Origin of the sequence: Phytohabitans sp. LJ34 (genome assembly GCF_052068095.1) — a bacterium.
Lineage (GTDB): Bacteria > Actinomycetota > Actinomycetes > Mycobacteriales > Micromonosporaceae > Phytohabitans.
In genome coordinates, this window is sequence record NZ_JBQHDG010000008.1 from 262481 (window position 1) to 275825 (window position 13345).

Below are 13345 nucleotides of genomic sequence, written 5' to 3' on the forward strand. Positions count from 1 at the left end.
CCAATCCACTGTGGAGGCGCGGGTCAGGCGATCGGCGGGGCGTACCAGCCCTGCATCTCGACGAGGAGGTGGGTGGTGCCGGGCCCGACGTTGCGGATCCGCACCTTGCCGTCCGTGCCGACCTTGACGGCGGTGAGTCCGGCCCGGACACCGCCCGGCGCCGGGTAGTTGCTCAGGGATGTCCCCGGCTCGGCGCCGCCCACCGGCCACGCGCGCAGGAACCCGCCGTGAGTGTTGTCGACCACGGTGAGGTTGAGCAGCGCGCCCCAGCCGGCCGGCAGCCCGAGCGGGACGTCGACGACACCGTTCGCCGCGACCGCGGGCCCGTTGTCGAGGCGGGTGTCCAGGATCCGGGTGGCGGGCGCCGTCCGCAGCCCGTAGCCGGTGGTGGCGGTGGCCGTGTGGTAGCCGGTGGCGGTGAGCACGAGGTGGATCGGGGCACCGCTGTTGTTGGTGAAGGTGGCCTTCCCGTCCGTGCCGAGCTTCACCGACACGGCGTGCGCGGTCTCACCCGGTACGAAGTCCATCGCGCTGCGGTTGTTGGCGCCGCCGGTCGGGTACACGCCCAGCCAGCCGCCGGCGGTCGCGCCGACGACGATGACGTCGAGGAAGGCGGCGCCGGCGCCGGCCGGTACCGCACCGCCGGTGGTGGCGACGTTGAACACGCGGCTGCCCCAGGCGGGGACGGCCCCGCCGCTGGTGCGGGTGTCGGCCAGGCGGGTGTGGTCGAGCGGCACGAAGCCACCGCCCGCGCCCCGCGTGTAGTAGCCCTGCACGTCGACGACGACGTCCGCGGCGCCGTGGTTGTAGACGGAGAGCTTGCCGTCCGCGCGCAGCGGCACGACCGCGGTGTTCGAGATGATCTCGCCGGGTTGGGCGTTCACCATGGACAGTGGCCCGCCCGGTGCGACTCCGGCGGGATACACGGTGAAGAACGTGCTCGTGCCCGCCGCCGGGACCGCGGTGACGTCGACGAGCACCGCGTGGGCGCCGGTCGCCGGCACCCCGCCGACACCCGAGACCTGGAACGTCGTGGTGCTCTGCGCCGCACGGGTGCCGGCCGTGGTGCCGATGCCGGACCGGGTGTCGAGCACCTGCGCGCTCGACGCGAGGCGCACGAACGTCTCGCGGAGCGTCTGGCGGATCCACTCCTTCGCGTCGTCGACGCGCGTCTGCACGGCGCCGCGGCGGGTCTCGGAGGCCGGGACGCCGAGGCAGCCGCCCGACCAGGACAGGCTGCTCACCGCGACGACCTCGAGGCCGGTGCCGGTCTGGCGCAGCGCCGGACCGCCGGCGTCTCCCGGACACACGGTCGCCGGAGCGGCCGCGTCGCCCGCCACGTCGATACTGGCGGCACCGACCGCCCGCACCGTGAACGTGCCGGAGTGCGCCTTCTCCGGCGCCCACTCGGTGGCGGTCCGGCCGTAGCCGGCGACCCGCAGCGCCTCGCCGACCTGCGGGGCGCCCGTGCCGACCCGCACCGGCGCCACGTCGGTCACCGGCTTGGCGAGGCGGGCGAGGAGGAGGTCGCGGTCGGGATGCCCCTGTATCTCGACCACCGGACGGTCGACGGTGGCGCCGACGCTCGCTCTCATGGGTACCAGCGGTGGCCCGCCCGGCACCGGCACCGCGCCGGTCAGGCAGGACTTCACCGTGAGTATCCACTCAGGATCGACGAGGGTACCGGAGCACCCGCGCTTCTCCAGACCCACGTCGAGGCGGGCCACGAACCCGTACGCCGCACCGGTGTCCGGTGCTCCGTCCGCGATGCCCAGTGCCGGGGCGGCTACCCAGCCGCCCGTCGCCAGCAGCGCCCCGGCCAGGAGCGCGGCGGCGATCGTCTTTCCATCAGTTGTGCGCACGGCTGATTTCCCCTCGCGAACAGGACGCCACGACGCCGCCGAACGCCGGCGGCGCGTACATGGCATCAGAGAGCTGCTTCATTTCGACTTCGCGCCGGATTCGCCTACCCGGCTGCGACGTACACTGTGGACCGTCACGGATGGTGAGGCGGGCGGCCGGAGCCGCCCGCCTCGGTGGTGGGTCAGCGCCGGCCGACGATGGTGACCTGCGCGGTGCCGTCCGGCATGCCCGCGATGGCGACGCCGCTGCCGTGCGCGGTGTCCGTGGTGCCCTGCCCGGCCAGCGGACGGAAGCCGGTCCAGTCGCCTTCCGCGTCCCGGATCTGGTGGTAGATCCCGCCGTCCGCACCGACGATCAGCACCTGCGCCGACTCATCCGGCGTCGCGGCGATCGCCACGTCACCGCCGCGGGCCGGGTCGGTCGTACCCATGCCGGCCAGGGGCCGGAACCCGCTCCAGCAACCGTCGGTGTCGGTGCACACCCGGACGAGGTTCGGGTCGGAGGCCGGGATGACGTAGCGCTCCGGGTAGCGGGCCTGGTGGTACACCCCGCCGTCGGCGCCGATGATGAGCACCTGGGAGGAGCCGTCCGGCATCCCGGCGATGGCGACCCGGCTGCCCTTCGCGGTGTCGGTGGTGCCGATCCCGGCCAGCGGGCGGAAGCCGGTCCAGTCGCCGTCCGGCTCGCGGATCTCGTGGTACACACCGCCGTCCGCGCCGATGATGAGGATCTGCGCGGAGCCGTCCGCCAGGCCGGCGATGGCGACGTCGCCACCCTTGGCCATGTCGGTGGTGTTCATGCCGGCGACCGGCGCGAACCCGGTCCAGTCGCCGTCGGGCTCGCGCACCTGGTGGTAGATGCCGCCGTCCGCGCCGACGATGAGCACCTGGGCCGAGCCGTCCGGCAGCCCGGCGATCGCGACCCGGCTGGCTTTCGCGGTCGCGGTGGTGCCGATCCCGGGCAGCGGCTGGAAGCCGGTCCAGTTGCCGTCGGCGTTGCGCACCTGGTGGTACACGCCGCCGTCCGCGCCGACGATCAGCACCTGCGCCGAGCCGTCCGGCAACCCGGCGACCGACATGTCCCGGGCGTCACCCGGCTGCGTCGTGCCGTACCCGGCCAGCGGCTGGAAGCCCGACCAGTTTCCGGCCGTGTCGCGCACCTGGTGGAACATCGGCCCGCCGGCCGGTGCCGGTGGCGCGCCGGTGTCGAACCGGTACAGGTCGTAGGTGCGCATCAGGTTGATGACCTTGCTGGCGTAGTTGGGGTCGGTGGCGTAGTGCCGCGCCACGGCCTGGATGAACCGGTCCGGGTCGTGCCGGTACGGCAGCGAGTCGGCGTACGTCGCGCTGGTCGTGAGCAGCCGGCCGTAGTCGCGGAACGAGTCGGTCATCGAGGCGTACACCCGGAAGTACGCGTGGACGGTGTGGCACCCGGGCGTGCACTCCTGGGTCGGGTAGTCGTGGCAGCCGGTCGCGATCGGGCCGGGCTGGCCGGCCGCCGTGCACTTGAAGCCGAAGTAGTTGCGGTCGTTGACGGACAGCCGGCTCTGCCCCCAGGCGGACTCCAGTATGGACTGTGCGACCGTGACGGACGCCGGGATGTCGTACTGCTGCCGGACGGTCTGCGCGGCCGGCCCGGCGACGGCGATGTAGTCGCTCTGCGGGCTCGCGCTGGCCGGTGCGGCGTGGGCGGTCAGGATGGCGGCGAACGCGAACGCCGCCGCGCCCAACGAGGCGGTGATTCTCATGATGTCCGGCTCCTAGCGCTTGCCGACGATGGTGACCTGGGCGGTGCCGTCCGGCATGCCCGCGATGGCGACGCCGCTGCCGTGCGCGGTGTCCGTGGTGCCCTGCCCGGCCAGCGGCCGGAAGCCGGTCCACTCGCCTTCCACGTCCCGGATCTGGTGGTAGATCCCGCCGTCCGCACCGACGATCAGCACCTGCGCCGACTCGTCCGGCATGCCCGTGATCGCCACGTCACCGCCACGAGCCGGGTCGGTCGTACCCATGCCGGCGACGGACCGGAAGCCGGTCCAGCAGCCGTCGAGGTCCCGGCAGACCCGGACGGTGTCGGAGTCGGAGTCCGGGATCACGCTGCCGGTGGGGTACCGCACCTGGTGGTACACGCCGCCGTTCGCGCCGATGAGCAGCACCTGTGACGTGCCGTCTTCGAGGCCGGCGATCGCGACCCGGCTGCCCTGCGCGGTGTCCGTGGTGCCCTGCCCGGCCAGCGGGCGGAAGCCGGTCCAGTGGCCGTCCGGCTCGCGGGTCTGGTGGTACACCCCGCGGTCGGCCCCGATGATGAGGATCTGCGCGGAGCCGTCCGGCAGGCCGGCGATGGCGACGTCGCCACCCTTGGCCATGTCGGTGGTGTTCATGCCGGCGACCGGCGCGAACCCGGTCCAGTTGCCGTCCTTGTCGCGCACCTGGTGGTACACGCCGCCGTCCGCGCCGATGATCAGCACCTGCGAGGAGCCGTCCGGCAGGCCGGCGATGGCGACCCGGCTGGCCTGGGCCGTGTCCGGGGTGCCCAGGCCGGGCAGTGGCTGGAAGCCGGTCCAGTTGCCGTCCGCCTTGCGCACCTCGTGGTACACGCCGCCGTCGGCGCCGACGATCAGCACCTGCGCCGAGCCGTCCGGCATGGCGGCCACGGACATGTCCCGCGCGTCACCGGGGAGCGTGGTCAGGTATCCGGCCAGCGGCTGGAAGCCCGACCAGTTTCCCTCCGTGTCGCGCACCTGGTGGAACATCGGACCGGACGGCGGCCCCGCCGGCGGCTGGGTGTCCACGACGCCGGGCGGCGAGACGTATCCGGAGATCAGCACGTTGCGGCCGCCCGCGCGGGCGGTCCTCGGGTCGATGGTGCGGCGCGCGACCCGGGCGCTGTAGTTGCCGTCGATCGTGGTGATCGAGCCGTCCGCGTTCACCGAGTACACAATGGACACGTGGCCGCCCTCGCCGGAGCCGGGCTCGCCGTAGACGACGATGTCGCCGGGGAGCGGGTTGCCCCGCTGGCCCGCCGGCCGCCGCTTGAACAGCCCGCGATCGACCCCCCACGTGCCGACCGCCGTGGCCACCCAGGAGGTGGGCGCGGGCGAGACCCCCGCGGTCTTCCAGACCCACTCGGCGAACATGGCGCACCACTCGTAGGTCCGGCAGGGGCCGTACTTCAGGCAGCCGCCGTTGCCCTCGCTGTTGCCGACCTCCGCGTTGGCCGTGTTGGCGATCGCTTGGCGGCTGGGCGCGGCGTACGCGTACCGGGCGCCGTCGGCGACGTCGTGCGCCAGGCCCGCGGTCACCGCCGCGCCGGAGAGCGCGGTGGCGACGGCCAGCGCGCCGACCAACCGCCGGGTTCTTTCTCGAACGGTCACGAGACTCCTCCTGTTTCACGCGACGACGCTCGTCGTCGCGCACCACGGTGGAGGCCGTCGCTGGAGCGGCCCTTCAGCGGCGCAGCAGGCCGGCTTCAGCCCGCCTGTACAGCCAGCTCGAGCCGTTCGCGGCTGCCGCACCGCTCGAACGTCGCGAGTGCCAGCGCACGCGTTTCGCCGGCGGCGGCGTGGTCGCCGCGGCGCCGGTACACCTCGGCCAGGTCGCGCTCGGCGCGGGCCCGGAACAGGTCCAGGCCCATCGCGGCCCAGTGCTCCCGCGCGGCGCTCAGGTGCTCGGCCGCGCGGTCGAGGTCGCCGCCGGCCAGGTGCAGCTCGCCGATCGTCCGGCGCACGAGCGCCTCGCCGAAGCGGTCGCCGAGGGTGGTGCAGACGGCCAGCGCCTCGCGCAGGGGCTCCGCCGCCGCCCCGATCCGCCCCTGTCTGATGTGGACTTTCGCCAGGCACTGCCGGCCGTACGCGACGAGCAGGTCGTCCCCGATGCCGGCGAGCATCGCGATCGCCTCCACCGACAGCCGCTCGGCCTCGGCGAGCGCCCCGGCCGCCCGGTGGGTGAGCGCCATCGAGCGCAGGGTCAGGCCCTCGCCGCGCGGGTCGCCGGTCGCCCGGTACGCGGCCAGCGCGCGCTCCAGCACCGCCAGCGAGCCGGCGATGTCGCCGACCTCCCGGTCGACGTAGCCGATGCCGTAGGCGCACTCGGCCAGGCCGGCGCGGTCGCCGAGCCGCGCGTACAGCACGCCGGCCTCGTCGAGCAGCTGCCGGGCCGGCCCGAAGCGGCCCAGCTCGCGGTACGCGGCGGCGACACCGATCAGGCAGTCCGCCTCCCCGCCCACGTCGCCTTCGGCGCGGAACGTGGCGAGCGCCTGCCCGTACAGGTCGGCGGCGTCGGCCAGGCGGTCCTGCTGGTACCGCAGCTGCCCGAGTCCACGGAGGAGGATCGCCTCGCTGAGCCGGTCGCCGGCCGTACGCGCGGCGCCGAGTGCCGCCTCGTGCGTGCGCCACCAGGCGTCGAAGCTGTTGCGCAGGCGGAACGAGGACAGCAGCGCCGCGCTCAGCTCGCAGGCGAGCCGGTGCAGGCCGAGCTCGCTGGCCCGCACCACGGTCCGCACCAGCACGGAGCGCTCCTGCTCCAACCAGGCCGGTACGTCGTCGGGCAGCGGGACCGCCAGGGTGCGCGCCGGTCGCGCGCCCAACGCGCCGCGGCCACCCCCGCCCGGCGTGCGGATCCGCAGCTCGTCGATCAGGCCGAGCAGCAGCCCGCCGAGGCGTTCGACGGCCCGGCGCTGTTCCTCGGTGGGCTCCTCGGCCTCGGCCCGTTCCCGGGCGAAGAGTCGGGTCAGCTCGTGGATGACGTATCGCGGGTGGCCGTCGACGGCGACCCCGGTGGCGTCGATGAGCAGGGCGTCGGTCAGCAGGTCGGCGACGTACTCCGCCTTGGCCGCGGTGACGTCGAGCAGCGGGGCGAGCAGCCACGGCGAGAACTGCGCCGGGCCCACGACGCCGAGCCGGCGAAACGCCAGCCGCACCGGGTCGGCCATGCCGGCGTAGCTGAGCTGGAGGCTGGCCCGGACCTCCAGGTCACCGGCGACGAGCTCGTCGAGGCGCCGGTGCTCGTGGCGGAGCCGGCCGGCGAGCACGCTCAGCGGCCACCGCCGCCGCAGGGCGAGCCGGGCGCCGACCGTGCGGATGGCCAGCGGCAGCCCGCCGCACAGCTGGACGATCTCCTCGGCCGCGTCCGGCTCCGCCGAGGTCCGGTCGGCGCCGACGAGCCGGGCCAGCAGCCGGAGCGCGTCGTCCGGCGCCAGGACGTCCAGGGTCAGGTGGCACCGCGCCTCCAGGCCCAGCAGCGCGGTGCGGCTGGTGAGCACGACCCCGCCGCCGCCGTGCGCCGGCAGCAGCGGCCGGATCTGCGCCTCCGAACCGGCGTTGTCGAGCACGACGAGCACCCGCCGGCCGGCGATCCGGCTGCGGAACAGCGCACCCCGTTCCTCCACGGACTCGGGCAGCTGCGCCGCCGGCTCGCCGAGCGCGCGCAGGAACGCGCCGAGGACCTCACGGGTCTCCGCGGGGCCGGCGCCGCCGAACATCGCGTACAGCTGCCCGTCCGGGAACGCGTCGCTCACCCCGTGCGCGACCGCCGTGGCCAGCGCGGTCTTGCCGCTGCCCGCCTTGCCGGTGATGACGCAGCACACTGGACGGTCGCCGGTGGCCGCCGTGCGCAGCGCCTCGGCGAGCGCCGCCGCCTCCGCGTCGCGGCCGACCAGCTCGCCCGCCTGGGTCGGCAGCTGGCGGGGTACCTGATCGGGCGTGACCGGCTCGGCCGGCGGCGGCGCCTTCCTGGCGGCCGGTTCGCCGGTCAGGGCCGAGTCTTCCCGCAGGATCGCCTGGTGCAGGCGGCGCAGCTCCGCGCCGGGCTCGACACCGAGCTCGTCACGGAGCACCTGCCGGGCCCGCCGGTACGCCTCCAAGGCGTCGGCGGGGCGCCCCAGCCGGTACAGCACGAGCATCTGCTGCGCGCGCAGCGTCTCCCGCAGCGGGTACGTGGCGACGAGGGCGGCGAGCTCGGCGGCCAGCGCGGCCAGCCGGCCCAGCCGCAGCTCGGCCGCCACCCGCTCCTCGATGACGGTGAGGCGCAGCTCGTCCAGTCCGTTCGCGGCCTGCCGCAGGATCGCGCTGTTGAGGCCGTCGAGCGCCGGTCCCCGCCAGATGTCCAACGCGGACCGGAGCGTCTCGGCCGCCGGCCCGTACCGGCCCTCGGCGGCGGCCGCGCGCCCGTCGGCGGCGAGCGCCTCGAAGCGGGCCACGTCCACGGCGTCCGGCACCACGTCGAAGAGGTAGCCGGGCGGGCGGGTCACGATCACCTGCCGCCCGCCGGTGTGCAGGGTGCGCCGCAGGTTCGAGACGTACGTCTGCACCAGCGCCGCGGCCGTCGCCGGCGGCGCGTCGCCCCAGATCGCGTCCACAAGGGACGCCGTCGACACGATCCGGTTGGCCCGCAACAGCCCGGCGGCGAGCAGTGCCACCGGCTTACCGGCGGTCAGCTCCAGCCGCCGGCCGTCCAACCAGACCTCAGGTGCCCCGAGGAGGCGGAATTCCATCGATCCCCCGTGCCGCCGCCAGCCGGCCGTACCGGGCGGATCCCGCGCCGGTCACGAACGCCCAGTACCGCTCCCCCACCGACCAGTGCCACCACTCGGTGGGGTAGTTGACGAAGCCGCCGACGCCCATCGCCGCCCGCAACGTCGTGCGGTTGGCGCGGCTGCCCGCGGTGATGTTCGGCGCGTCCGTGTAGCAGGCGCCGTCACTCTCCTCGGGCGAGGCGTTGACCTCGGTGCCCATCCAGCAGAGCGATCCGTCCGGGCCGCGCAGCGTGACGTCGACCGCCCCGCCGGTCGGGTGCGGCGCCACCTCCGGCGGCGCGATGTACGCGCTGGCCCGCTCCCGCACCAGCGCCGCCGGCAGGCCCGGGTATCGCCCGGTCAGGAACCCGACGTGCTCGGCGAAGTACCGCTCCTGGAGCTCCGGCGGGCGGTAGCCCTCGACGAGCACCAGCCGGTATCCCGCCGGCAACGCCCGTTGCGCGGCCCGCAGCCGCCCGGCGACGCCGATGCGCACCTGGGCGTACCAGCCGTCGGGGTCGGCCTGCCGGTCGTCCACATCGAACTCCCCCACCGTCCGCAGGTCGACGAGTGGCTCGCCGCAATCCCGCACGGGCACGGCCGCGATCCGCTCGTCGCTGAGCAACACCATGTCGGTCACCGGTCCTCCGCTCGCCTCCCCAGGCGGGCATGCTGACCTGGGCGGCTGGAGGACCGCTGCAATCGCTCTGCAACGAGGCGACCGTAACGCGCGCCGCCTTCAATTCGACTTCACGGCCGGCGAGCACCCGCGGTGTTGCCCACGCGCGCCGGGCCCGGCCGCGCTCGGCGGCCGGGCCCGGACGGAGGGATCCGTCAGTACGGGTTGTAGAGCGTCTGGTCCTCCATGAATTCCACATGGCTCTGGCCGACGAACGTGCTGCCGAATAGCTGGAGCTCGAGATTGTAGAAGTTCGGATAGCTGCTTTCGCCCGCGGCCGTGCCGACGGACGAGTAGCAGGGCTGCGTGGTCGAGCTCCCCGTGTAGGACGCGTGGACGGTGGCGAGCGGCGTGGCGTGGCGCTGGCCACCGCTGTAGGTCACATTCGCCGAGATCCGCATGTACGGCAACTGGTAGCTGGACTGCCGGCAGAAGGTGAACGAATACCGGAACGCGCTGCCGCCGTCGTCGAACTGCACCGAGCCCTCCGCCCGACCCAGGTTGAGCGTGTAGCCGTTGAAGTAGCCCACGACCTGGATCGTCACGGGAACGGTGGTGCCCCACGCCGCCTGCGCCGGGCCGACGGGCGCCAGAACGCCCGCCAGCAGCACGAGCGACGTGACAAGCGACCTCAATAAGCCGCGCCGCTTGGTGGATGACATGTGTGAGCCTCCCCTTTTCACCGACACGAGACAAGCACCGATCTGACGACAATCGTCTCAGCGATGACTTGAAATCAGCTAAATAGCTACTCGACTTTTCTGCATCCCGCACACTTCTACTTCTGCATCACGAAGATCGCCCTATCGTTAATAGCACAAGGCCATGTGGAGTTACATCAGTCGATCGATCCTGTTGCCACCCATTGACGCCTATCACACTGTTGACCATGATTCTTCGACGCGGGGCATTCCGCCGCCCCCTCCTCGTCGCCACCGCCGCCCTGACCGGCGCGCTGATGGCCCTAGCACCGGCCGCGGTCGCCAATGCCGCCACGGCCACGTACGCGCGCACCAGCAAGGTGCACAACGGGCACACGTTCCACATCCTGACCTTCGTGGTCACGAACGACACCAGCGAACCCGACTACGACTGGCGGGTGGAGTTCGACCTGCCGCTGGACACCTGGCCGACACCGTGGCCGTCGCCGTTCGTCCGGATACAGATCGCCAACATCCCGAACGGCCGCCACATCACGGTCAGCCGGGCGTCCACCGACCCGTACCCGATCCGGCCGGGCGGCACCTTCCAGATCACCCTGCCGTTGGGAGGCATCGGCAGCCCGCCCACCAACTGCGTCGTGAGCGGCACCGCCCCGTGCGCGGACGTCACCCCGTAGCCACCGGCAAACCTGGTACCCGGCCACCCTCCCAGGGCAGCCGGGTACCACCGCGTACAGCCCTCGACACGGGCAGCCCGGAGACGTTGTCAGCCTTGGGCCGGGCCGGTGAAGGTCTGGCGCAGCGCCGGGTCGAGTGACCGACCGGTCGCCGGCTCGACGAACAGTTCGGCGAGCAGGAGGTCGGCGGCGTGGGCTGGATTGACGCCCGACTCCTTGCGCCCGAGGGCCTGTAGCACGCCGCCGAGCCGCAGGGCGGCGCCCGCGACGCCGGTGGGAAGGCGAGCGACGCGGCGTCGCCGGCCGACCGCCTCGGCGATGCGCGCGACCATGTCGCGCCAGGTCAGGTTTTCGTCCGCGACCGGGATGTCGCCGCCGCTGCGCTGCTCCAGGGCGTCGACCGCGACCTCGGCCACGCCGCGCGCCGAGACCGCGGCGGTCCCGCCGGTGGGCACGACGAGGGGTAGTCGGGACCTGGCCCACCGGTCCAGCGGACCGGACCAGTTCGGCAGCCGGTCGCCGGCCCGGCCGAAGACGAACGGCAGCTCGATCACGGCGACCGGAAGGTCGGCGCCGGCGGCCGCGCGTCCCTCGCGTGCCTGCTCGACCCGGCACCGGATGTAGGTGTGGCGGGCCGCGAGTCTCCACTGTGGATGCAGGCGGTCGAAGTAGGTGTAGTAGGAGCCCATGACGACCCCGCGGGTGAGCCCCTCCTGCCGGGCCGCGGTGAACAGGCGCACCACCGGCTCGACCATGCTCCGGCGAAACACCGGATAGATCGGCTTGCGCAGCGGTCGCTGCTCGTCCGTGCGGGCCGCGTACACCACACCGTCGTGGCCGGCGAGGAGTGCCCGCAGCTCGTCGACCGAGGCGGACCCGAGATCGAGCACCTGATCGACGCCCGGATGCGCGGTGCGCGCCACCGCGGTCGCCGCGTGTCCCCGCTCGCGCAGCACGTCTACGACGTGAGCGCCGATCAAACCACTGCCACCCACCACGACGATCCGCATCAGCGCGACGACCACCACGTCGACGGCGCCGCGGCGGCGAAGCCGAGCGACTCGTACAGCGGCCGGCCCAGTCGCGAGGACGTGAGCGTGACCGGCAGGTCCACCAGAGGAGCGAGGGAGCCGAGCATCACCGCCCGCCCCACGCCGCGGGAGCGGAAGGCCGGCGGCGTGCCGACCCAGTAGTGGCTGCCGAAGCCGTTCGCCACGACGGTGACGCACGCACCGGCGACCTCGCCGTCGAGGTGGGCGACGAACACGTCCACACCGGGCTGGTCGAGCAGCGCCATCGGAAACATCTCGCCGCCGCGATAGGGCTCGAACCTGGTCAGCTCGAAGCCGGAGATCACGGCACGCTCGGCCCCGCGCAGGTCTTCCTCGTCGCGCACCCGGGTCACGCTCATCGCCGGTGCGGCGACCGGGCCGGGCTGTCGCAGCATGACCGGCATCTGCCAGCTGCGCATGCCCAGGTGGCTCAGATCGGTCGCGCTGAACGGATCCTCGGCGTCCACCGGGCCCGGGGCCTGGCGGGCCAGCTCGGTGATCTCGGCCAGCGCGCCCGCGTCGAGGTCGGGCTCCTGGATCAGCACGCGCGTGCCCGCGCGCTCGTCACCGGCGACGGCGAGGAAGCCGGGACGGCGGATCACCTCGTGGCCGCGCGACCGCCCGGTGGCCGCCCAGAAGGCGGCGGAGTTACGGGCCTGTAGCAACGGCGCCCCGGCCAGGCCTACGGTGTCAGCTCCGCTCGTCATGGTGGCCATCCTGCCTGGTCGATCCTCCCGCCCCTGCCCCGGGTCGATAGCGCGGCGAGACCCGGAAGATAACCGGCGGCTCGAAAGTGCCCGTATGAACGAGGATTCGCTTGATCCCGATGTGGTCGAGCGCTTGTTGGGCTTGCCGCCCGGCTTGCCGGCTTGGCAGGCGGCGGACGCGGCCAGTCGCGCGCGGATCCTCGCCACCTGGCTGTCCTCCGCCACCCTCCGGGGTATCGCGATCGGTGCGGGCGCACGGTCCTACCTGGACCGGGTCCGGCGTCGCGTGGCGGAGCTGCACGGGCTTGGCGACCGGTTGGCGACGGCTTACGGGCTGCGGGTGCTGAAGGGCGCGCGGATCGCCGCATACATGCCGCCCGGCCTGCTGCGGCAGTCGGGCGACTGCGACCTCGTCGCACCCGACGAGGACGCCCTGTGGAACGCCGCGCTGGACCTGCGCGAGCGTCTCGGCGCGGTGCCGCGGTGCGTCAGCGTGCTCCGGTCCGGCGGGGAGACGCACGTCGCGGTGTTTCTGAAGTGGCCCGCCGAGGAGCCCTTCCTGGACAAGCCGATGGGCGTCGACATCACCACCTACGCGTTCGGCGGGGATCTCAAGCGTGTCCCGCTGCGCGTGCGGGCACCCGGGCCGGACGACCTGGCCGGTCTGTTCGCGGTGGCCGAGGAACGGTTCCAGCACAAGTTCCGGGCGAAGGACCGGCTCGACCTGCTGGTCCTCGCGCGGGCCCTGGAGTCGCGGCTGGGTGACCGGCTCGCCGACGTGGTCTGCGGCCACGCGGCGGAGCTGGCGCTCGCCCCGGAGCTGTGCCGGCTCGTCGCGAGCACGGACGAGCGGGTGCCGCTCTCCGCGGCCTGGGGACACACCTTGGCGCGTCTGCGGCCACTGGCGCGGGAGGAGACGGCCCGGCGCCGGACGGGTCGACCGGGTATCTACGCCACACGATTCGGACTACCGCTGGACGCGGCGCGAGGCGAGGGGCCGCGGCTGGTGGTACACCGCCGGTCCGGTTTGGACCTGGCCACGACGCCGATGGGGACCTGCCTGCTGCTGGAGCGGCCGGAGGTCACCGACGAGGACCTGACGCGGGCCGTCGAACACGCCCGCGTCCTGTCAACGGCGAGCGGTGGGAGGGAGGTGGACCGATGCGGCACATTGTCGACGCACAGTTCCGGGTGAAGA

Annotated in this window: 10 protein-coding genes; 2 read left to right on the plus strand and 8 right to left on the minus strand. The window is 73.5% G+C overall.

Annotated features, from left to right (window positions below):
* Positions 1–23: 23 nt before the first annotated feature.
* The 6 genes from ACTMTJ_RS17025 to ACTMTJ_RS17050 form a co-directional block, all read right to left on the minus strand.
* On the minus strand, positions 24–1862 hold the full coding sequence (locus ACTMTJ_RS17025) for a trypsin-like serine protease (RefSeq protein WP_441217567.1): 1839 nt from the start codon (positions 1860–1862) through the stop codon (positions 24–26).
* Positions 1863–2044: 182 nt separating this feature from the next.
* Entirely contained in the window at positions 2045–3610 is a 1566-nt protein-coding gene (locus ACTMTJ_RS17030) for a glucosaminidase domain-containing protein (protein WP_441217569.1), read from the minus strand.
* A 12-nt stretch (positions 3611–3622) separates the two neighbouring features.
* Entirely contained in the window at positions 3623–5233 is a 1611-nt protein-coding gene (locus ACTMTJ_RS17035) for a CHAP domain-containing protein (RefSeq protein WP_441217571.1), read from the minus strand.
* A 95-nt stretch (positions 5234–5328) separates the two neighbouring features.
* A complete protein-coding gene (locus ACTMTJ_RS17040) occupies positions 5329–8349 on the minus strand; it encodes an AfsR/SARP family transcriptional regulator (RefSeq protein ID WP_441217573.1) in 3021 nt (1006 codons plus the stop codon).
* Entirely contained in the window at positions 8321–9001 is a 681-nt protein-coding gene (locus tag ACTMTJ_RS17045) for a M15 family metallopeptidase (RefSeq protein ID WP_441217730.1), read from the minus strand. Before ACTMTJ_RS17045 ends, ACTMTJ_RS17040 begins: the two co-directional genes overlap by 29 nt.
* Positions 9002–9204: 203 nt before the next feature.
* Positions 9205–9711, minus strand: a complete 507-nt coding sequence (locus ACTMTJ_RS17050; protein WP_441217575.1) for a hypothetical protein — start codon at positions 9709–9711, stop codon at positions 9205–9207.
* 227 nt (positions 9712–9938) lie between these two features.
* On the opposite strand from ACTMTJ_RS17050, the gene ACTMTJ_RS17055 reads away from it, so the two are divergent.
* On the plus strand, positions 9939–10388 hold the full coding sequence (locus tag ACTMTJ_RS17055) for a hypothetical protein (protein ID WP_441217577.1): 450 nt from the start codon (positions 9939–9941) through the stop codon (positions 10386–10388).
* A gap of 89 nt (positions 10389–10477) precedes the next feature.
* Here ACTMTJ_RS17055 and ACTMTJ_RS17060 read toward each other — a convergent pair whose 3' ends face one another.
* Positions 10478–11413 carry an NAD(P)H-binding protein gene (locus ACTMTJ_RS17060; RefSeq protein ID WP_441217579.1) on the minus strand — a complete coding sequence of 312 codons (936 nt, stop codon included), beginning with the start codon at positions 11411–11413 and terminating at the stop codon, positions 10478–10480.
* Positions 11398–12147 (minus strand): GNAT family N-acetyltransferase, encoded by a 750-nt coding sequence (locus ACTMTJ_RS17065; protein WP_441217581.1) that lies wholly within the window; start codon positions 12145–12147, stop codon positions 11398–11400. Before ACTMTJ_RS17065 ends, ACTMTJ_RS17060 begins: the two co-directional genes overlap by 16 nt.
* 94 nt (positions 12148–12241) lie before the next feature.
* Between ACTMTJ_RS17065 and ACTMTJ_RS17070 the strand changes: the two genes are divergently transcribed.
* On the plus strand, positions 12242–13342 hold the full coding sequence (locus ACTMTJ_RS17070; protein ID WP_441217583.1) for a hypothetical protein: 1101 nt from the start codon (positions 12242–12244) through the stop codon (positions 13340–13342).
* Positions 13343–13345 lie beyond the last annotated feature (3 nt).